The organism is uncultured Jatrophihabitans sp. (assembly GCF_964244045.1).
In the GTDB taxonomy this organism is placed as follows: domain Bacteria; phylum Actinomycetota; class Actinomycetes; order Mycobacteriales; family Jatrophihabitantaceae; genus Jatrophihabitans.
In genome coordinates this window covers 87,021-106,574 of sequence record NZ_CAXTHK010000007.1, presented here as the reverse complement: position 1 = coordinate 106,574, position 19,554 = coordinate 87,021, and the positions used below count along the sequence as shown (strand labels likewise).

17 protein-coding genes are annotated in these 19,554 nt (G+C 70.6%); 12 read left to right on the top strand and 5 right to left on the bottom strand.

Features of this window, described 5'->3' with window-relative positions; all coding sequences use genetic code 11:
- Positions 1-138: 138 nt before the first annotated feature.
- The 4 genes from ACFFC4_RS08015 to ACFFC4_RS08000 all read left to right on the top strand — a co-directional run bounded on the left by ACFFC4_RS08015 (position 139) and on the right by ACFFC4_RS08000 (position 5,927).
- A complete protein-coding gene (locus tag ACFFC4_RS08015; RefSeq protein ID WP_375499630.1) occupies positions 139-807 on the top strand; it encodes a hemolysin III family protein in 669 nt (222 codons plus the stop codon).
- A 232-nt stretch (positions 808-1,039) separates the two neighbouring features.
- Positions 1,040-1,582, top strand: coding sequence for a hypothetical protein (locus ACFFC4_RS08010; protein WP_375499628.1), 543 nt, complete (start codon positions 1,040-1,042; stop codon positions 1,580-1,582).
- Positions 1,583-1,800: 218 nt separating this feature from the next.
- The gene (locus tag ACFFC4_RS08005; RefSeq protein ID WP_375499555.1) at positions 1,801-4,674 is read left to right on the top strand and encodes a S8 family serine peptidase; all 2,874 of its coding nucleotides are present in this window, start codon (positions 1,801-1,803) and stop codon (positions 4,672-4,674) included.
- Positions 4,675-4,703: 29 nt separating this feature from the next.
- The gene (locus ACFFC4_RS08000) at positions 4,704-5,927 is read left to right on the top strand and encodes a saccharopine dehydrogenase family protein (RefSeq protein ID WP_375499553.1); all 1,224 of its coding nucleotides are present in this window, start codon (positions 4,704-4,706) and stop codon (positions 5,925-5,927) included.
- Here ACFFC4_RS08000 and ACFFC4_RS07995 read toward each other — a convergent pair.
- Positions 5,892-6,767 (bottom strand): hypothetical protein, encoded by an 876-nt coding sequence (locus tag ACFFC4_RS07995; protein ID WP_375499551.1) that lies wholly within the window; start codon positions 6,765-6,767, stop codon positions 5,892-5,894. The two genes, ACFFC4_RS08000 and ACFFC4_RS07995, sit on opposite strands and share 36 nt — an antisense overlap.
- Before the next feature lie 52 nt (positions 6,768-6,819).
- Between ACFFC4_RS07995 and ACFFC4_RS07990 the strand changes: the two genes are divergently transcribed.
- The 3 genes from ACFFC4_RS07990 to ACFFC4_RS07980 are packed head-to-tail and all read left to right on the top strand — an operon-like array spanning position 6,820 to position 10,661.
- Entirely contained in the window at positions 6,820-8,340 is a 1,521-nt protein-coding gene (locus tag ACFFC4_RS07990) for an aminopeptidase P family protein (RefSeq protein WP_375499549.1), read from the top strand.
- Positions 8,340-8,786: an alternative ribosome rescue aminoacyl-tRNA hydrolase ArfB gene (gene arfB / locus ACFFC4_RS07985; RefSeq protein WP_375499547.1), complete on the top strand. Its 447-nt coding sequence runs from the start codon at positions 8,340-8,342 to the stop codon at positions 8,784-8,786. Before ACFFC4_RS07990 ends, arfB begins: the two co-directional genes overlap by 1 nt.
- 48 nt (positions 8,787-8,834) lie before the next feature.
- Positions 8,835-10,661, top strand: coding sequence for a TIGR03767 family metallophosphoesterase (locus ACFFC4_RS07980; protein WP_375499545.1), 1,827 nt, complete (start codon positions 8,835-8,837; stop codon positions 10,659-10,661).
- On the opposite strand, the gene ACFFC4_RS07975 is transcribed toward ACFFC4_RS07980, so the two are convergent.
- From ACFFC4_RS07975 to mca, 3 genes are all read right to left on the bottom strand, one after another.
- Positions 10,658-11,776: a winged helix DNA-binding domain-containing protein gene (locus ACFFC4_RS07975; protein ID WP_375499543.1), complete on the bottom strand. Its 1,119-nt coding sequence runs from the start codon at positions 11,774-11,776 to the stop codon at positions 10,658-10,660. The two genes, ACFFC4_RS07980 and ACFFC4_RS07975, sit on opposite strands and share 4 nt — an antisense overlap.
- 71 nt (positions 11,777-11,847) lie before the next feature.
- The gene (locus ACFFC4_RS07970; RefSeq protein WP_375499541.1) at positions 11,848-12,126 is read right to left on the bottom strand and encodes a hypothetical protein; all 279 of its coding nucleotides are present in this window, start codon (positions 12,124-12,126) and stop codon (positions 11,848-11,850) included.
- The gene (mca, locus tag ACFFC4_RS07965; protein ID WP_375499626.1) at positions 12,123-12,998 is read right to left on the bottom strand and encodes a mycothiol conjugate amidase Mca; all 876 of its coding nucleotides are present in this window, start codon (positions 12,996-12,998) and stop codon (positions 12,123-12,125) included. The genes ACFFC4_RS07970 and mca overlap by 4 nt, the downstream gene beginning before the upstream one ends.
- A gap of 97 nt (positions 12,999-13,095) precedes the next feature.
- Between mca and greA the strand changes: the two genes are divergently transcribed.
- A complete protein-coding gene (greA, locus tag ACFFC4_RS07960) occupies positions 13,096-13,593 on the top strand; it encodes a transcription elongation factor GreA (protein ID WP_375499539.1) in 498 nt (165 codons plus the stop codon).
- Position 13,594: 1 nt separating this feature from the next.
- Here the strand turns inward: greA and ACFFC4_RS07955 are convergent, their stop codons facing one another.
- The gene (locus tag ACFFC4_RS07955; RefSeq protein WP_375499537.1) at positions 13,595-14,038 is read right to left on the bottom strand and encodes an Lrp/AsnC family transcriptional regulator; all 444 of its coding nucleotides are present in this window, start codon (positions 14,036-14,038) and stop codon (positions 13,595-13,597) included.
- 62 nt (positions 14,039-14,100) lie between these two features.
- On the opposite strand from ACFFC4_RS07955, the gene ACFFC4_RS07950 reads away from it, so the two are divergent.
- The 4 genes from ACFFC4_RS07950 (at position 14,101) to ACFFC4_RS07935 (ending at position 19,543) form a co-directional block, all read left to right on the top strand.
- Positions 14,101-15,534, top strand: coding sequence for a sigma 54-interacting transcriptional regulator (locus ACFFC4_RS07950; protein WP_375499535.1), 1,434 nt, complete (start codon positions 14,101-14,103; stop codon positions 15,532-15,534).
- 210 nt (positions 15,535-15,744) lie between these two features.
- Positions 15,745-16,599 carry a hypothetical protein gene (locus tag ACFFC4_RS07945; protein WP_375499534.1) on the top strand — a complete coding sequence of 285 codons (855 nt, stop codon included), beginning with the start codon at positions 15,745-15,747 and terminating at the stop codon, positions 16,597-16,599.
- A 118-nt stretch (positions 16,600-16,717) separates the two neighbouring features.
- A complete protein-coding gene (locus tag ACFFC4_RS07940; protein WP_375499532.1) occupies positions 16,718-17,527 on the top strand; it encodes a polysaccharide deacetylase family protein in 810 nt (269 codons plus the stop codon).
- 21 nt (positions 17,528-17,548) lie between these two features.
- Positions 17,549-19,543, top strand: a complete 1,995-nt coding sequence (locus tag ACFFC4_RS07935; protein WP_375499530.1) for a VWA domain-containing protein — start codon at positions 17,549-17,551, stop codon at positions 19,541-19,543.
- Positions 19,544-19,554 lie beyond the last annotated feature (11 nt).

Below are 19,554 nucleotides of genomic sequence, written 5' to 3'. Positions count from 1 at the left end.
GGCCATGACTGCGAGTTGGCCATGACTGCGAGTTGGCCATGACTGCGAGTTGGCCATGACTGCGAGTTGGCCGTGACTGCGAGCGAGCCGAACGCGTCCGGTCCCGTTGCCACGGTTGCAGATGCCGCCTCGAGCGCCGTGTCGCAGGCAACGTCCGCCGTCTCCGAGCTCAAACCTCGGCTGCGGGGTTGGCTGCACGCCTACGCCGCGGTGATCTCACTGGTCTCCGGAGCCAGCCTGGTCGCTGTCGCCGCCGCCCTGCGAGGCGGCACCGCAGGCGCCGTGACCTCGGTCTACGCCGCCACCGTCACCCTGCTGTTCGGCATCTCCGCGCTCTACCACCGACGGTCCTGGAGCCCGAAGGCCCACCGGGTCATGAAACGGCTCGACCACTCGATGATCTTCGTGTTCATCGCGGGCACCTACACCCCGCTCGCCGTCCTGACGTTGCCGACCAACTCGATGATCATCGTACTGATCGCGGTCTGGTGTGGCGCGGCGGTCGGCGTCGGTCTGCAGCTGTTCTGGCCCGGCCATCCGCGCTGGATCTCTGCACCGTGCTACCTGGCCCTCGGGTGGGTCGCGGTGTTCGTCTTCCCCGATCTGCTGCACACCGGGGGCGTCGCCGCGTTCGTGCTCATCGCCGTCGGCGGGCTGTTCTACAGCTACGGCGCCATCGTCTACGCAACGAAGCGACCGAATCCGGCGCCCAACACCTTCGGTTTCCATGAGGTGTTCCACCTCTGCACGCTGGTCGCGGCGACGTGCCACTACATCGCTATCTGGCTCGCCGTCTTCGCGAGCTGACCGGCATGTCCCGTTCCGGCACCCCCGGGGCTCGGCTGTCCTTCCGTGGTATGTAATCATGTAATTACTGCAACTACGTAAGGAGTGCGATATGCACAGCAGAGATCATGGCTCGTCGGAGCGACGCTTCCGGACCGAGCACGACGAAGTCAGCGAACGCGGCGGACGCGGTGAGCACCGTGGTCGCCGTGGTCTGGGGCACGACTCCGGCGGACGCGGACCCGGCGGCGGGATGCGGGGCGGCCGCGGGATGCGCGGCGGTTGGCAGCAGGCCGATCTGCCGCCGGCCGACGACGCCGCCGACTGGTTCGCGGGTCGGTTGCCCGACAACTGGTTCACCGGCCCGCCGACCGTCACCGTCGACCGCGAGGAGATCGTCGTCATCGGCGAGCTGCCCGCCCCCGAAGCAGGACCCGAGTCCAATGCTGCGGCCGAGGGCCGCATCGGGCGCTTCCGCGAGGACACCCGCGACACCCGGGTCAAGATCGGCTTCGAGGCCGAGGCGCGCTACGGGCGCAAAGTTGCGTGGGGCGCCTCGATAGGCGAGACCCGCGTGCTGTTCACCCACCTCGCGGTTCCGGTCATGACGCGACTGCGGCACGACGAGCGGCGCGTACTGGACACCCTGGTCGACGCAGGCGTCGCTCGCTCGCGTTCGGACGCATTGAGCTGGTGCGTCAAGCTGGTCGGTGAGCACACCGACGAGTGGCTCAGCGGCCTACGCGAGGCCATGTCCGAGGTCGACAAGCTGCGCGCCGAAGGCCCCGGCCTGTAGCCACGCTTCCCCCACCGGTGCCGATGGCCCCGGTGGGGGATCTGTCCGCAGTTGTCCCGAGTTCGCCGCGGCGTTATTGCCAATTATTGACAATCGCCGAACGCCGCCCGCAGCATTGCGGCGTCCGCTCGGTGATCACCGTGCCGGCGCCGTGTCGGCTCGCAGCAACGGACGCCAGCTCGGTCTGCCGGTGGACTCGGGGCGACATCGGGGGACACATGGCATCCGCACGAGTGCGCCGGGTCGCATGCGCGGGAATCGCCGTCCTGACCGCACTGGCCGTCGCCGCCTCCGCGCACGCCACGCCGGTCACCGACGACCCGCCCCCCGCCGGCGATCCCGTCGTCTTGATCGTGCACGCCGTCGGCGATGCTGCCGCCGTCAGAGCCACTGCCGCCGACGCCGCCAGCTCGACGATCGACGTCCGGCACACCTTCCCCGCCGATCATGCGTTCTCCGTCGAGGTGCCGGCCGAGCACCGCGCTGCGGCCGAGGTCGCCCTACGCGCGACGACCGGGGTCACCGGCGTCGAGGCGCCGGTGACCCGATTGCTGTTCGACGTGCCCGACGACCCCCAATACGCGAACGAGAAGAACTACCTGGCCAGCGTGAACGCCCCCAGCGCGTGGGATGTCACGCACGGTTCGTCGTCGGTACGCATCGCGGTGATCGACACCGGGATCGATGTGTCCCACCCCGATCTGGCGTCGAAGATCGTCGGCACCTACAACGCCGACAACGGCGGCACAAACATCACCGACGAGGTCGGGCACGGCACCTTCGTCGCGGGCGTGGCCGCGGCCGCCACCGACAACAACCTCGGCATCGCCGGCGCCGGCTACGACACCAGCCTGCTCGGCGTGAAGATCGCCGGGCCGGACGGTGACCTGTCCATCGACGACGAGATCGCCGGTATCAACTGGGCGGTCCGCAACCACGCCGACATCATCAACCTGAGCCTCGGCGGCACCGACTACAGCGCCGCCGAGAAGACAGCGGTCGAGAATGCCATCGCCCACGGGGTGGTCGTCGTGGCCGCCGCCGGAAACGACGGCAACTCGGCCAAGCAGTACCCGGCCGCCTACCCCGGTGTCGTCTCCGTCGGCGCCGTCGACACCGCCGCACACACGCGGGCCGACTTCTCCAGCTACGGCCCGTGGGTGACGCTGGCAGCACCCGGTGTCGGCATTCGATCGACGTCACCGACCCAGGGTTCGGACTACTTCGCCACCCGGTCGGGTTACACGCAGGCTGACGGCACCTCCTTCTCGGCGCCGCTCGTCGCCGGGGCAACGGCCCTGCTCAAAGCCACCGACCCCGGGCTGACCGTCACCCAGCTGCGCCATGCGCTGGTTGCGTCGGCGAGCGGGTTCGCCGGGCAGGGTCTGGGTGCCGGGCAGGTCGATTTCGCCCGCGCGCTGGCGAACCTGCCGCCGACCGAGCCGCCAACGGGGGTGTCGGTCCAGGGCAACTCCGACCAGATCACCTTGCAGGCCACCACCACCTCACCGGCCGTCGAGTTCCGGCTGGACAGCGGGACGTGGACGGCGCCGGTGACCGCCGACGCCGGCACAGCGAACCTGGCGTTCCAGAGCTGGGGCTACGCCAACGGTTCGCGCACCGTCTACGCCCGAGCCTGCAGCGCCTACGGCGAATGCGGTGCCGGCCAGGTGAGCACGACGGTCGACCTGGCGAACACCGCACCCACCGTGTCGACGCCGACCGCCGGCGCCCACGTCACCGGTCGGTTCACCGTCACCGCCGAGCACCCGTCGGGTGGTGGCGCGCGGTTACTGATCAGCGGCAAACCGGCCGGCTTCGCCGCTACCTCGCCGTACGCGTTCCTGGTCAACGGCAGCCAGCTGACCGACGCCAAGCACACGGTGCAGGTCGTGCTGTGTACGACCTCCGGAACGTCGTGTGCGGGGGCGGGCAGCCAACCGTTCACAGTCACCACCCGCTCGTTGCACCCGGTGATCAACGCCCTGACCAAGCCCGCGATCAGCCCAAACGGTGACCGCTCGGGCGACACCGCCGCGCTGCGCTACACGCTGCCCGACCGCGAGAAGGTGACGGCCAGGACGATCACGAGCTCGGGCGTCGTCGTGCGCAGTGACGCACTGGGCACGCTGGCGCGTGGCACGCACGCCTGGACGTGGCGTGGGGTGGACGCTCGCGGAAACCGGCTGCCTGACGGGCGCTACACGCTTGCGCTGCAGACCACGAGTCCAACCGGCAGTTCCCCCGCGTTCGGCGGCTACGCCGAGACGGTAGGGACCGTCGACACCGTGACCCCCACGCTGTCGGGCCTCACCGGCGCCGGCACGACCTTCTTCCCGGTGCGCGACGGGTACCGCGACGTGTTCGCCCCGAGCGTCGCAGCGAACGAGGCGGGCACCGTGACGCTGACGATCCGCTCGAGCCGCGGAGCCGTGGTCCGCATCCTCAGCGCTCGCCGCGCCGCGGGTCGCACGACCTTGACGTGGAACGGTCGCGATGCCCGCGGACACCTCGTCACCGCCGGTGTTTACCGCTGGCAGTACTCGATCACCGACTCGGCCGGCAACCGGCGGCTGGCAGCGAACGACCAGGTCACGGTGTCGGACAAGAAGCTCGTGTCGCGCATCGCATACGTCCAGCACCGCGGCTCGTCCTACCGTTCGGCCGGCGGTACCGACCTGTGCTCGACCGCCCGTAAGCGGGGGTCGACCTTCCCGTACGGCGTGGTGCTGCGCAATGCCTGTTCACCGGCCACCGGCGACTTCGCGTATGCGGCCTACCGGTTCACGGTCCCGGGAGCCATCCGCTACGCACGGTTCACCTTCCAGGTGTACGGCCGCTCGGCCCACCGCCCGTCCGAACTCAGCGTGGTCATCGACCGGACGGACGGCGGGCTGGAGATACCGTCGTACGCGAAGGTCGCCCGGTCCGGCAGCCGCTGGTACTCGATCGCCTCGGTGCCCGCCGCCGGGCACATCAACCGCGGACGTGCTGTCTACGTCAGCGTGCTGCTCACCGGGCGCTACAAGGGCGTCAACGACTTCGACCTCAAGTACGCGCGGCTGCGGGTCAGCTACACAGCCTTGCGCTGACGTCGCGAGGCACGCACTAGATTCGTCGCATGCCTGCCGCTGGGTCGCGTGACCACGACATCGTCCTGCTCGGCGCCACCGGCTTCGCCGGCGAGCTGACCGCCGCCTACCTCGCCGCCCACGCGCCCGCGGACTGCCGGTTGGCGCTCGCCGGGCGCGACAAGGACAAGCTGGCCGCGGTCCGCGACCGGCTGCCTGCCACGGTGAACGGCATCGGCCAGCGCGAGATCACCCTGCTCAGCGCCGACACCGACGACACGGCCTCGCTGCGCACGCTCGCGACTTCCGCACGTGTGCTGGCGACGACCGTCGGCCCGTACGCGCTCTACGGCGACGGTGTGGTCGCCGCGTGCGCCGCGGCCGGCACCGACTACCTCGACCTCACCGGCGAGCCGGAGTTCGTCGACACCAGCTGGCTGCGCCATCACGAGACCGCGGTTAGCAGCGGTGCCCGGCTGGTGCATGCCGCCGGCTTCGACTCGATCCCGCACGACCTCGGCGTGCTGTTCACCGTGCTGCAGCTGCCGCCGGACGGGCCGATCACGATCACCGGTTACGTATCGGCCAGCGGCGCGGCCTCCGGCGGCACGTTCGCGTCGGCCCTGACCGCCTTCGGACGGCCACGGCAGAACATCGCCGCCGCGCGGGCCCGTCGCGCCCGCGAGGCAGCGTCGATCGAGTCCGGCGAGCGTCGGTCGCGCTCGTCGCTCGGCCGTCCGCACCGCGCACCTGACGGCGGCTGGGCCGTCCCGCTGCCCACCGTCGACCCGCAGGTCGTGGCGCGCTCAGGACGTGCGCTGGCCCGCTACGGTCCGGACTTCCGCTACTCGCACTTCGCTGTCGTCCCGCGGTTGCCGCTCGCCCTCGGCGGGGTGGCCGGCGTCGGTGCCCTGGCGCTGGCCGCCCAGGTCCCCCCGGCCCGTCGGGCGCTGCAGCGCCGTCTCGCGCCCGGCCAGGGCCCGTCGGCCGAGCGGCGGGCCAAGAGCTGGTTCGCGGTGACGTTCGTCGGCGAGGCCGGCGCGGACCGGGTGCGCACCCGCGTCTCGGGTGGCGATCCCGGCTACGACGAGACGGCCAAGATGCTCGGCGAGTCGGCGCTGTCGCTCGCCTTCGACGACCTGCCCGACACGTCGGGTCAGGTCACCACCGCCGCGGCCATGGGCGAGGCGCTGATCGACCGGTTGCGGGCAGCGGGAATGAGCTTCGAGGTACTGAACTTAACCGCGCCGGTCGTCGTCCGTCGACCGCGGTAGGGCCTGCGTGTCCTGCCCTTCGGTCGTCGGCGGCGTCCACTGCTGGCCGCCGCGCGGGTCGAACCGCGGGATCTGCATGGTGCGCCCGTCGGTCTCCTCGTACCCGGCCGGCTGGGGCTGCTGCTGTGGATGTGGCTGAGCCGCGTTGCCGTAGAACGGCGGCGGTGACTCGGGCACGTAGGCGGGCTCTGGCATGGCCGCCGCGACGGCGGGCCGATCGACGTCGCGCCGGGTGGACGCCGCGACCAGCGCGGCAAGCAATGCCGTGATCAGACCGATGACCAGGCCGGCAAAGACGGTCAGGTTGCTGATTGTCGAGAAGAACGCGCCGGTAATGCGATCGAGGTTCGGTTCGGTGGACCGGGTCACCAGGCCACCGATGATCCGGGCCACGCAGATCGCCGCCACGACCCCGGTCCAGATCCCGAAGAAGGCCCGCCAGAACGTGATCGGTCCGCGGGTCGCGACGGCGGCGAGGAACGCCGACAGCACGACGAAGACCGCAATCGTCAGGAACTGGCTGTACAGGGCGTGCGTGCCGTTGTGGTTGTCGGCGCTGAGCGGCTTGACGCGCCATGCGAGCTGCAGCGACGACCCGACCGCGCGGCCGAGGAACGTCGACGGATGGTCGAACAGGTAGCGGGACGCATGCTTGCTGACAGCCTGGTTCCCCACCGCAGCGATGATCACCACCTCGGTGAGCGCGACGATCAACGCCACCAACCCCGGCCGGCCCCGACGGTCACCGCGGGGTGCGTCGCTCGGTGCCTGGTAGGGGCTCGCCGCGCCCGGGATCTGCCAGCTGCCCTGCTCCGGTGCAGGTCTGTTCCCTGATGTCATGGGCTCAAGTTAGGCCATTCGACGCCGAGCGGGCAGCACCTAGACTTTGCACATGGCTGACGGCACCACCCATCAGGACGACGTTCCCACCGGCGAGACCCCGCCCGAGGACGACGCCGCATCGCACGACATCCCGATGCCGGCGCACCTGCGGGAAGCAATTGCCGCGGATTGGGCGCCCGCCGCCCCCATGCCGCACCCCGCGCGGCCCGAGGGCGCGCCCTACGCGGCCAAGCGCCGCGGGGAGCTCTCGAGCGCGCTCCCCGGCGCGCTGATCGTGTTGCCTGCTGGACAGTTGCGGGTGCGGGCCAACGACACCGAGTACGCGTTCCGGGCCGCCAGCGCGTTCACCTGGCTCACTGGCGAGACGGTGACGGACGCGGTGTTCGTCATGACGCCGCGCGACTCCGCCCAGGGGGGAGGCGGCCACGACAGCACGCTGTACGTGCGCGAGTACGCCCAGCCCGGCGAGGTCGCCTACTTCACCAGCCGCTCGCACGGCGCGGTGTGGGTGGGCAACGTCCCGAGCGTCGTAGACACCGCCGACGTCCTTGGCGTCGATACCCGGCCACTGGCCGCGCTCGAGAGCGATCTGGCGCCGTACCGCGGCGGTCGCGTCGAGCTGCTGCGCGGCGTCGACCCAGCTGTCGACGCGCTGCTCCCGGGCGCCGGCGGCGACAAATTGGCCGAGGTCGTCGACGAGTTGCGCCTGGTCAAGGACGAGTGGGAGCTCGGCCGGTTGCGCTTCGCCTGCGAGGCGACGGCGCGTGGCTTCGCGGATGTCGCGCGCGAGCTGCCGCACGTTGTCGGACGGGGCGACGTGCGCGGCGAGCGCTGGCTCGAGGGAACGTTCTGGCGTCGTGCGCGCCTCGAAGGCAACGACGTGGGCTACACCTCCATCGTCGGATCGGGGACGCACGCCACCACGCTGCACTGGTGGCGCAACCACGGCGCGGTGGCCGCGGGTGACCTGCTGCTCGCCGACATGGGCGTCGAGACCGACGAGCTGTACACCGCCGACGTCACCCGCACCCTGCCCGTCGACGGTGTGTGGACCCCGCAGCAGCGCAAGGTCTACGGCGCCGTGGCCGAGGCCCAGGTGGCCGGTATCGCCGAGGTGCGCGCCGGAGCCGACTTCCTCGCTGCGCACAAGGCGGCCATGTACGTCCTGGCCGAGCACCTGCACTCGTGGGGCATCCTGCCGGTCACGGCCGACGTCTCGTGCGCTGAAGACCCCGAGACGCCAGGCGCCGGGCTGCACCGCCGCTACACATTGCACGGCACGTCGCACATGCTCGGCATCGACGTCCACGACTGCGCGGCCGCCCGTGAGGAGACCTACCGCAACGGCGCACTCGCCGCCGGGCACGTGCTGACCGTCGAGCCCGGCCTGTACTTCCAGGCCCACGACCTCTCGGTGCCCGCCGAACTACGCGGCATCGGCGTGCGCATCGAGGACGACATCGTGGTCACCGACGGCGAGCCGATCAATCTGTCGGCCATGCTCCCGCGCGACCCCGACGAGATCACGGCCTGGCTTCGCGACGTGCAGGCGTCCCCCGCCGTTCCGTAGTGGCTGAGGACCTGATCCTGCGCGCGCAGCGGGGATTGCCCGCAGGGCTGACGATCCCCGGCGTGGAACTCGTCGAGCGGTTCAGCCGCTCGTCCGGGCCGGGCGGACAGTCGGTGAACACCACCGACAGCCGGGTCGAACTGCGCTGGGACGTGCTGAACTCGACCGCGGTCACCGACGTGCAGCGGGCCCGGCTGCTGCAGGAGCTCGCACCGCGTCTCGTCGAGGGCGTCTTGAGCATCGTCGCGTCCGAGCAGCGGTCACAGCTGCAGAACCGGGGCGCGGCCCGGGCCCGGCTCGGCTACTACGTCGGCGATGCCCTGCGTCCGCCGCCACCGCCGCGCCGTCCACGCACGCCCTCCCGTGCGGCCAAGGCCCGTCGAGTGGAGGCCAAGCGACGCAGGGGTGACATCAAAACGACTAGGCGGCGACCACCACCGGATTGACGCCCGATCGGGTCGCGTCGGCGTCCTGTGCGTGCGACAGTGCAGGACGTGACCGACGACGCTGGCGACGACCGCGAACCGATCTCGAACGACACACCGTCCGGCGTCAGCCGACGACAGCTGCTGGGCCTCGGCGCTGCGGCGGCCGGGGCGGCAGCCGCCGGCTCGGTGCTCGGTGGCGGGCCAGCCGTTGCGGCACCGGCCCCCTCCTACCCGCGCAAACCGGCCGGCACCACGCTGGCCCGAACGTTGCTGCACGGCACTCCCGGGAGCACCGGCTACCGCCGCATCGTGCCCGGTCCCGGCGAGCCGACCCTCATGCGGGGTGACCTGCTCGCCGGCGCCACGCGCCGCACGGCCACCCGCACCCCACTGCTGGCGCTGAACCAGTTCACCGACATGCACCTGGTCGACGCGCAATCGCCGGCCCGCGTCGAGTTCCTCGACCGGTTCAACGACCCGGGTGGCCCGGTGACGTCGGTCTCGCCGTTCTCGTCGGCCTACCGGCCGTGGGAGATGCTCGCACTGCACGCGAGCGAGGCGATGGTGCGCGCCGTCAACGCGCTGCCCGGCGCACCGGTTACCGGCCGGGCGATCGACTTCACGATCTGCACCGGCGACAACGCCGACAACACCCAGTACAACGAGGTCCGCTGGCACATCGACCTGCTCGACGGCCGCAAGCAGGTGCGTCCCGACTCGGGCAGCACCACGAAGTGGGAGGGCGTCGGCGGGCGCGACGACCAGGACACCGCCTACTGGCATCCCGACGGCACACCGCGCGGTGGATCGGTCGACAACTACCGCGCGAAGTACGGCTACCCGACCGTGCCAGGCCTGCTAGACCGCGCTCGCGCGCCGTTCACGGCGACGGGGCTCCGTACCCCGTGGTATGCCGTCATGGGCAACCACGACGGTCTCGTGCAGGGCAACATCCCGTCGGCCGGGGTCATCAGCCTGATTGCCACCGGCACGGTCAAGCCGGTCGGGCTGCCGGCCGGGCTCAGCGTCACCGAACTCGTCGCTCGGCTGCAGGCCGGTGATCCCTCGGTGCTGCAGACCCTGCTGACCGCCGCGCCCGTCCGGCTCGTCACCGCCGACCCGCGTCGACGCATGCTGTCGTTGCAGCAGATGGTCGCCGAGTACTTCAAGACCTCGGGTACCCCGGTCGGGCACGGGTACACCCAGACCAACGTCACCGACGGCACCGCGTATTACAGCTTCACGCGCGGGAAGGTGCACTGCATCAGCCTGGACACCGTCAACCGCAACGGTTACGACGACGGGTCGATCGACAGCGCGCAGCTGGCGTGGCTGCAGGCCGAGCTCGACGCGAACAGCTCGCGGCACCTCGACACCAGCGGCTCATGGGTCAAGGGCACCGGCCATGACAAGATCATCCTCATCTTCAGCCACCACACGGTCGCCACAATGGAGAACGTCATCGGCGCCGACCGCGTGAACGGCACCACCGTCGAGAACCTGCTGCTGCGCTACCCGAACGTCGTCGGCTGGATCAACGGGCACACGCACGTCAACCACGTCCTACCGCACGCCCGGCCGGCGGGCACGGCTGTGGGCGGCGGGTTCTGGGAGATCAACACCGCCTCGCACATCGACTGGCCGCAGCAGTCGCGGGTCGTCGAGGTCGTCGACAACGGCGACGGCACGCTGTCGATCTTCGGCACGATCTACGATCACGCCGCGGCGACGGGCTGGCCCGCGAAGCCGACCACGCCGTTGGAACTGGCTGCGCTCGCCCGCGAGCTCGGCATCAACGATCCGCAGCGCGATCCCGAGACCGCAACCACCGACGGCAAGCGCGGGACGCTCGCCGATCGCAACGTGGAACTGGTCGTCGCGAAGCCGTTCTAGGCCTTCCGCTTTACCTCGACGTTGTCCTTTCCCCGCGCGTCGCCGACCCGGGCCGCCTCGACCTCGACCTGCGTCCACACGTTCTTCGGCAGCGGCGCGAACGGTTCGACGGTCAGGGTGAGCCGGGTCTTGGTGACCTTGCTGCGCCACAGTCCGACGATCTCGCCGTCGACGAGCAGCACCCCTGGTCGACCCAGCACCGGCCACAACGCCTTGTGCGCCGCCTTGTCCGGGACGAGCAGGGTGCGGTCGCCGGCCTGCAGGAACGGGTCGAAGGGGCCCAGCAGCCGGATCAGGTCGGGCCGCTGCGCCGACGTCAGCGCGTCCAGGTCCTCGGGGACGACCTGCAGCTGCTTGCCCTCGACGGTCACCGTCTCGACGTCATCCGGCCAGACCGGCGCGACGTCCGCCCGACGGGCGCCGATGTAGTCGGCGAAATCGCCGATACCGGCCGGCCCGAGCAGCGCGAGGTAGCGACGGGCCAGCGCGGCCAGCGCCTTCGGGTCGACACGCGTGGGCTGCTTCGCCTTCGGACGACGGAGCAGCACCGGCGGCGAGCTGTCCGGGTCCAGCTCCAACCCCGCACCCAGGAACGCGGCGCGCATCGCCGAATCAGAGATGTGCGACGTCCCGCAGGCCCGGCACTCGCGGCGCATACCCTCGGGTATGTTGCGGGTGACGACGGTGCTGACCGTGCCCTTCGCGGTCGGCTTCGGCACGGCGGCGCGAAGTTCGCGGACGGCGGTGGCGTACTGCTCGAGGGCGGGCAGACCCTTGCGTGCGACGCTCGGCCCGGTCTCGTTCAGCCGCCCGGTCGCATCAGCCTCGGACAGCGGCACGAGCGCAGCAGCAAGGCCGTCGAGGTCGCGACGCCGGTGGACGTGCGGGGCACCGCGCAGCGTCCAGGCCAGCGCGAGGTCCTCCCCCGGCCCGATCGGCGGGGTGACGTCCGAGCCGTCCGGCAAGCGCGCCGCGAAGGCGAACGCGGCGGGGTGCCCCATCGCCTGCTGCACCCCGATGTCCAGGACGGCCAGCTCGTCGACGGACGTGGCTTCGCGCGCCAGGCCCTGCGCGGTGACCCGGAAGGCCATGACCTGCTCTCGCGAGACCTGCATGCTCACAGGAGTGTAGTCGGGGCAGGTCATCTACTGCCCCGCTCGGCCTCGTCTCGCGGTGGCGCCGCCGATCACTCCGGCTGCTGGGGCCCGTCGGGCTCGGCACGTTCAGTCGTGACGCGTTCGGCAGGCTCGGTCTTGACGAGCTCGGCGCGCTGGACGTCGGACGGAACTGGGTTCGGAGACGGCGCCTCGCCGGTCGGGAAGTTCTCGCGCACGGTGCGCATGTGCTTGGACATCGACTTGAACAGGAAGTAGCAGGCGATGCAGAGCAGCAGGATGACAGCGAGACCGATCGGACCGGCCTTCACCGCCTCGCCGCTCTTGGCCAGCACAGCTGCGTGCATCACGACGCCTGCTCGACCACGTCGAGGCCGCGGATGCCGGCGAACAGATCGTCCTCCGGGATCGTCGATTCGACCTCCGAGCGGGCCAGCTCGAAGTCCTCGGTCGGCCACACCTCGCGCTGGATCTCCAGCGGCACCTTGAAGAAGCCACCCCGCGGGTCGACCTGCGTGGCGTGCGCCTTGAGCGCGGCGTCGCGGCGGTCGAACCAGTCGCCCACCGGGACGCGCGTGGTCAGCACGGGCCGCCGCCGATCACCCCATTTCTCGTCACGCTGCTTCCACTCCTTGTAGGGCGACTCGAGGCCGCGCGAGAGCAGTGCCTCGTGCACGGTGTTGATGCGCTCGATGCTGAACCCGACGTCGTAGTAGAGCTTGAGCGGTTGCCACGGCTCGCCTGCATCGGGGAAGCGCTCGGGATCGGCCGCGGCCTCGTAAGCAGCGATCGAGATCTCGTGGGTGCGGATGTGGTCGGGGTGGGGGTAGCCACCGTTCTCGTCGTACGTCGTCACGACGTGCGGGCGGAAGCTGCGGACCTCGCGGACGAGGCGCTCAACCGCTTCCTCGAGCGGCACCAGAGCGAAGCAACCCTCGGGCAGCGGCGGCAACGGGTCGCCCTCGGGCAACCCCGAGTCGACGAAACCGAGCCAGTGTTGACGCACACCGAGGATCTCGCGGGCACGAGCCATCTCGTCGCGGCGGATCTCGCTCATGTTCGCTTCGATATCGGCGCGGCCCTGCAGAGCAGGGTTCAGGATGCTGCCGCGTTCGCCTCCGGTGCAGGTGACCACGAGGACGTCGACGCCCTCGTCGACGTAGCGCGCCATCGTCGCGGCGCCCTTGCTCGACTCGTCGTCGGGATGCGCATGGATCGCCATGAGCCGCAGCTGCTCGAGACCCGGGTTCGTCACGCGTCCATTGTCCCAGACGCTACAGGCGGTGTTACGTTCGATGTTTCGACCCAAGGAGCGCACTGTGTCCACGACCGACGGCCCGAACGTCACCTTCCTGACCCAGGAGGCCTACGACCGCCTCTCGGGCGAGCTGGCCGAGCTGATCGCGAACCGGCCGGCAATGGCGCAGGAGATCAACGAGCGGCGCGAGGAGGGCGACCTCAAGGAGAACGGCGGGTACCACGCCGCACGCGAGGAACAGGGCAAGCAGGAGGGACGCATCGTCCAGCTGCAGACCTTGCTGCGCAGCGCGAAGGTCGGCGAGGCGCCGGTCAGCGATGGCGTGGCCGGTCCCGGCATGTTCGTCACCGTCCGCTTCGACGGCGACGACGAGACCGAGTCCTTCCTCATCGGGTCGCGTGAGGAGGCTGAGACGGCCGGCGTCGAGGTGTACTCCGCCCAGTCACCGCTGGGCAAGGCGCTCACCGGTGCGAACGAGGGTGACACCGTCGAGTACGAGACGCCCAGCGGCAAGCGGATGAAGGTCGAGCTCGTCACGGCCAAGCCGTTCACCGGGTAGTTCAGACAAGGGGCAGGACGCGGTGCGGTACGGGGTTTGACAACGCGATCACGGACGACGACCGGACGATGTCGACGCATTGCGTCACCTCGTCCAGCACGACCTGCAGGTCGTCGTTCGAGCGCGCGACGAGCCGGCACAGCATGTCGCCCGGCCCGGTGATCGTGTGCACCTCGAGCACCTGGGCTATCCGACGCAGATGGGCGAGCACCGCCTGCCCGCGACCCTGTTTGATCTCCAGCGTGGCGAATGCGGTCACCGTGTAACCCATCGCCATCGGGTCGAGCGTCGGTGCGAACGTCGCGATCACCCCGCCCGCCACGAGCCGGTCGAGCCGGGCCTGCACAGTCGCCCGGGCGACGCCGAGCCGGCGCGAGATTTCCAGGACGCCGACCCGCGGCGCGGCATCGAGTTCGCGCAGCAGCCGGGCGTCCAGCTCGTCCATGCGACCACCCTGGCACAGCGCATTTGACACGTGGTGGCGCCTCTCGCCACCCGGGACGTAGCGTGAATGGGGTGACGCATCCCGGACCCAGCACCATCGGTGAGCTCCGCGCCTCCGACCACGTCCAGCGCTCGGTCAAGACCGAGATCCGCCAGAACCTGATCGGCCGGCTCGCGAGCGGCCAACCGTCCCTGCCCGGCATCGTCGGCTTCGATGACACCGTGGTGCCTGAGGTCGAGCGCGCTCTGCTCGCCGGCCACGACATCGTCCTGCTCGGCGAACGCGGGCAGGGCAAGACGCGTCTGATCCGCACGCTGATCGGCCTGCTCGACGAGTGGACGCCGGTTGTCGCGGGTTGCGAGATCAACGACCACCCCTACTCGCCGATCTGCGCGCGCTGCCAGAACCTGATCACGGAGCAGGGCGACGCCACCGCCGTCGAGTGGAAGCACCGCTCCGAGCGGTTCGGGGAGAAGCTGGCCACGCCAGACACCAGTGTCGGCGACCTCATCGGTGACATCGACCCGATCAAGGTGGCGCAGGGCCGCACGCTCGGCGACCCCGAGACCGTCCACTACGGCCTCGTCCCGCGCACCAACCACGGCATCTTCGCGATCAACGAGCTGCCCGACCTCGCCGAGCGCATCCAGGTCGCCCTGCTCAACGTGCTCGAGGAACGCGATATCCAGGTGCGCGGCTACCAGCTGCGCCTGCCGCTCGACCTGCTCGTGGTGGCCAGCGCCAACCCCGAGGACTACACCAACCGCGGACGGATCATCACGCCGCTCAAGGACCGCTTCGGTGCCGAGGTCCGCACGCACTATCCGCTCGAGCTGTCCGACGAGCTGACGCTCATCGCTCAGGAGGCGGCGGTGCTGTGGACCGATTCGGATCACGCTGCTCCGCTCGTCCCGCAGCACCTGCTCGAGGTTGTCGGCCGCTTCGCCCGCGCCGTCCGCGACGCACCACAGGTCGACCAGCGCTCCGGCGTCTCGGCCCGCTTCGCGATCGGCGCCGTCGAGACGGTCGCCGCCTCGGCTGTGCGCCGCGCGGCCGTGTCGCACGAGCCGGCCGCGGTGGCGCGGGTCTGCGACCTGCCCGCCGTGGTGCCCGCGTCGCGAGGCAAGGTCGAGTTCGACGACGCCGACGAGGGACGCGAGTTCGAGGTGCTCGACCACCTCCTGCGCCGCGCCATCGTCGAGACCTTCCGGTCACGCCTGGCCGGCCTCGACCTGCGGGTGCTGCAGGAGCGCTTCGATGCCGGCTTCACCGTCACCACCGGCGACGGTGTGGGGGCCCAGGAACTACTCGACCAGCTCGGCCCCGTGCCGGTGCTGTCCAGCCTGCTCGACCGCCTCGAGCCCGAGGGCATCGGTGAGGGCCCGGCCGCGATCGGCGTCGCCGCGTCAGTACTCGAGTTCGCGCTCGAGGGCCTGTACCTCAACCGCCGGTTGGCGAAGGATACCGACGGTTCTCGCACCGTCTACGGCGCCTGATCGAGCTGATCTGCCACGTCAGGAGATCACGGTGAGACCTCGCCGCTTCGGGCCCGTCCTCGCGAGCGGCGCGATCCTGCTCCTCGGCTCTGCCGCGAGCCCTGCATCAGCCGGTACGCGGGCTGCTGCGCGCCGAGCTGTCGCGGCGCGGGGGTCTACTCCTCGCCGGCCGATACGGACGGCGACGCGAAGTCCGACGTCGTTGTCGGGGTGCCGGACGCAGCCGAGGGCGGACAGGCCCGCGCGGGGGCCGTGGACATCTACTTCGCCCCGGACACCAGGAGGACGACGCAGCGCTTCGGCGAGTCGCGCTTCGGCAGGTCGTCCTCGGCCAACGACACGTTCGGTGCTGCGCTGACCTTCCTCGCGGCGACCGGCGCCGTCACGCTGACCGGGCGGACGGCCGGCGAGCACTTCGGCTCGGCGGTCGTCGCCCGCGGGCACGACCTGTGGATCGCTGCCCCCGACCGCACGGTGAGCGGGGTCGAAGGTGCGGGAGCCGTCGACCACTACCGCGTGGTCAACGGCGCAGCCACCTTGATCCAGACCCTGACCGAGAACACATCCGGCATCTCCGGAGCCGCCGAGGCCGGCGATCGGTTCGGTGCCGCTGTCACGTCCCCCTACGACCTCGATGCGAACTCCGCGGCGACCGTGTCGGTCGGTGTCCCGGGTGAGGCGGTCGGCCGCGTCAAGGGCGCCGGGACCGTCGACATCATGACGGTGACTCCCAAGTCCCAGACCGCCCGGCACGCGAGCGCCGTCACCCAGAACAGCCCGGGGGTGCCCGGCGGCGACGAGGCCTACGACCATTTCGGCGCACAGGTCGCGTACGTAGCCGGCGCCCTGTGCGTCAATGTGCCCGGCGAGGACAACGACCCGTCATCGGGCGGTGGGGAGCTCCTGAGTGCCGTCCCCGGTGCAGTGGTGTCCGGGCACGCGGCCAGTGGGCAGCTCCGGATCGAGTCACGGGTGGCGATCACCGACAGCAGCGGCCCGGTGACCAACGAGCGCTACGCAATTCCCGCCTACGTAGTCGACCTGGGGCCGCACTACAGCGGCTGACCGCTCCTGCTCGCACGTCAGCAACACGGCACGGTAACGAATCGGCGTGCCTGCAACGCGACGCCCCGGCTTGGCGTCTTCTGGACGAAGCTCGCTTGAGCACGTCGGAAGGAACGCCATGCAGCCGGGAGACGAAGGCTCGTCCCAGGACGACGGAGAAGAGGTCAGCCGCCGGGGCCTGCTGAGCGCAGGTCTGTTCGGCGTCGCCGCGGGTGTGCTGACAGCAGCCGGCATCGCTGCCGCGGGCCCGCCGGCAACAGCCGCGTCGGTGCCCGACGCGGCGACGTGGATGCACACCTGGGCGCAACCCATCAGCCGACTGGACTCCTACACCGCGCGCCGCCTCGACGTCCGGTTCCCCAAGCGGACGATCATGTTGACGATCGACGACGGTCCGCACCCGGTGTGGACGCCTCGCTACCTGCGCCTGCTGGCGAAACATCACGTGAGCGCGACGTTCAACGTCATCGGCGAGCAGGTGCACGAGAACAGGAAGCTGCTGAAGGCCGCAGTCGGGGAAGGTCATCACCTCGGCAACCACACCTGGCACCACCCCCTGAACCTGCCCTCGCTGTCGGCGCACCGGATCCGGGACGAACTGCTGGACACGACCGACGCGATCGTGCGGGCGTGCGGGTTCCGGCCGCGGCAGTTCCGTGCCCCCGGCGGCGTGTGGGGCCCGGACGTCTTCGCCGAGGTCGCCAGGCAACAGATGATGCCGCTCGGCTGGGACATCGACCCACGTGACTGGGCCCTGCCCGGCGTGGCCGCGATCCGCGGCGCCATGCTCGCCGCCCGCCCGCACGACATCATCCTGTGCCACGACGGCGGCGGGAACCGCTCCGAGACCTACCGGGCTCTGGAGACGGTCATCCCTGCGCTGCTGGCGCGGGACTTCACCTTCGTCACCCTGCCCGCCCCCCAGTAACCGCCTGCTGCGCACTCGCGCATGCGCGTCCGCACAGGCGCTCTCACGAGTACCGTCGGGCGGGTGCCGAATGAATACCGCTACGGAGCCTGGGCCGGCGGTGCGGATCCCATGGAGCCGCCGTACGACGTGCGGCAGGCACTGGACGACATCGGCGACGACGTGCTGTCCGGCATGTCGCCGCGGGAGGCGCTGAACCGACTGTTGCGCCGCGGCAGCAACGGGCGCGACGGGCTCGACTCGTTGCGTCGACAGGCCATGGAACGCGCCCGCCAGCTGCGGAAGAGCGGGCGCCTGGACGGCACGCTCGACAAGGTCAAGGAGCTGCTCGAGCAGGCCGTCGAGGAGGAGAAGCGGGCGCTGTTCCCGATCCCTGACGACTCCGCGCGGATGGCCGAGGCCGAGCTCGACACGCTGCCCCACGACACCGCCCGCGCCGTGCGCGAGCTGGCCGAGTACCAGTGGCGCTCGGCCGAGGCTCGCGAGACGTATCAGCAGATCCAGGACATGCTGCGCAGCGAGGTGCTCGACGCGCAGTTCAACGGCATGAAGCAGGCGATGCAGAACGCCACGCCCGAGGACTTCGCCCGCATCCGCGAGATGATGTCGGCACTCAACGACATGCTCGACGCCGACGCGCGCGGTGAGCACACCCCCGAGGACTTCGCCGAGTTCATGGAGAACTACGGCGACTTCTTCCCAGAGAACCCGGCCAACCTGGACGAGCTCGTCGACCAGCTGGCCCGCCGCGCCGCTGCAGCCCAGCAATTGATGCAATCCCTGACGCCCGAGCAGCGCGAGGAGATGGCCAACCTCATGGCGCAGGCCATGGGCCAGGCCGGCCTGGCCGACGAGATGGCCCGGTTGCAGGCGGGCCTGCAGTCCGCGCGCCCGGACCTGCCGTGGAACGGGCGCGTCCGCATGGACGGCGAGCAGGGCATGGGTTACTCCGACGCCACCGGTGCCATCGCGGAGCTGGCCGACCTCGACCAGCTCGGTGAGCTGCTCGACCAGAACTACCCCGGCGCCAGCCTCGACGACATCGACGAGGAACTCATCGAACGGGCGCTCGGCCGCGCGGCGGTCGACGACATGGCCCAGTTGCGCCGCATCGAGCGCGAGCTGCGCGAGCAGGGCTACCTGCAGCGCGGGTCCGAGGGTCTGCGGCTCAGCCCACGCGCGCTGCGGCGCCTCGGCGGCACCGCGCTGAAGCGGGTGTTCGCCATGGTCGAGTCGCGCGGCCGCGGTTCGCACGACGTCCACGACGCCGGCGCGGCCGGTGAGATCACCGGCGCCAGCCGCGAGTGGCGCTTCGGCGACGAGCAACCGCTCGACGTCGTTCGCTCGCTGCGCAACACGGTGCTGCGCACCGGCGGCACCGACCTCCAGATGGCCGCCGAGGACTTCGAGGTCGTCGAGACCGAGCGACGTTCCTCGACGGCCATCGCGCTGCTCGTCGACATGTCGTACTCGATGGAGCTGCGCGGCACATGGGGCGAGGCCAAGACCACCGCGCTGGCCCTGCACTCGCTCGTCACCACCAAGTACCCGCAGGACGCGATCGAGATCATCGGGTTCAGCGACTACGCACGGGTGATGACGCCCAACGCGCTCGTCGAGCATGACTGGGACCGCGTGCAGGGCACCAACCTGCAGCACGGGTTGATGCTTGCCCGCCGCCACCTCGACAAGCACCGCGGCGCCGACCCGATGATCATCGTCATCACCGACGGCGAGCCCACCGCGCACCTCGCCGCCGACGGCTTCGCGGACTTCGCCTGGCCGCCGACGCCGCAGACCCTGGCCGCCACGTTGGCCGAGGTCGAGCGGTGCACCCGCCGCGGCGCCACGATCAACGTCTTCATGCTCGACGACGACCCGCGCCTCGTCGCCTTCATGCAGGAGCTCGGCCGGCGCAACGGCGGGCGGGTGTTCCAGCCCAAGCGTGGTGCGCTCGGCGAGTACGTCGTCGAGGACTACCTCGAACGCCGACGCGGACGGCCTCGCGCGAGCTGAGCGTCCACGGC

Excerpts from the sequence above, each read along its gene's own strand:
- ACFFC4_RS08005 (WP_375499555.1), top strand. The coding sequence starts at position 1,801 with ATGGCATCCGCACGAGTGCGCCGGGTCGCATGCGCGGGAATCGCCGTC.
- ACFFC4_RS07955 (WP_375499537.1), bottom strand. The coding sequence starts at position 14,038 with ATGGACGAGCTGGACGCCCGGCTGCTGCGCGAACTCGATGCCGCGCCG.
- ACFFC4_RS07940 (WP_375499532.1), top strand. The coding sequence starts at position 16,718 with ATGCAGCCGGGAGACGAAGGCTCGTCCCAGGACGACGGAGAAGAGGTC.
- ACFFC4_RS07935 (WP_375499530.1), top strand. The coding sequence starts at position 17,549 with ATGCGCGTCCGCACAGGCGCTCTCACGAGTACCGTCGGGCGGGTGCCG.
- ACFFC4_RS07990 (WP_375499549.1), top strand. The coding sequence starts at position 6,820 with ATGGCTGACGGCACCACCCATCAGGACGACGTTCCCACCGGCGAGACC.
- ACFFC4_RS07975 (WP_375499543.1), bottom strand. The coding sequence starts at position 11,776 with ATGCAGGTCTCGCGAGAGCAGGTCATGGCCTTCCGGGTCACCGCGCAG.
- ACFFC4_RS08010 (WP_375499628.1), top strand. The coding sequence starts at position 1,040 with ATGCGGGGCGGCCGCGGGATGCGCGGCGGTTGGCAGCAGGCCGATCTG.
- ACFFC4_RS07995 (WP_375499551.1), bottom strand. The coding sequence starts at position 6,767 with ATGACATCAGGGAACAGACCTGCACCGGAGCAGGGCAGCTGGCAGATC.
- mca (WP_375499626.1), bottom strand. The coding sequence starts at position 12,998 with ATGGCGATCCATGCGCATCCCGACGACGAGTCGAGCAAGGGCGCCGCG.
- ACFFC4_RS08000 (WP_375499553.1), top strand. The coding sequence starts at position 4,704 with ATGCCTGCCGCTGGGTCGCGTGACCACGACATCGTCCTGCTCGGCGCC.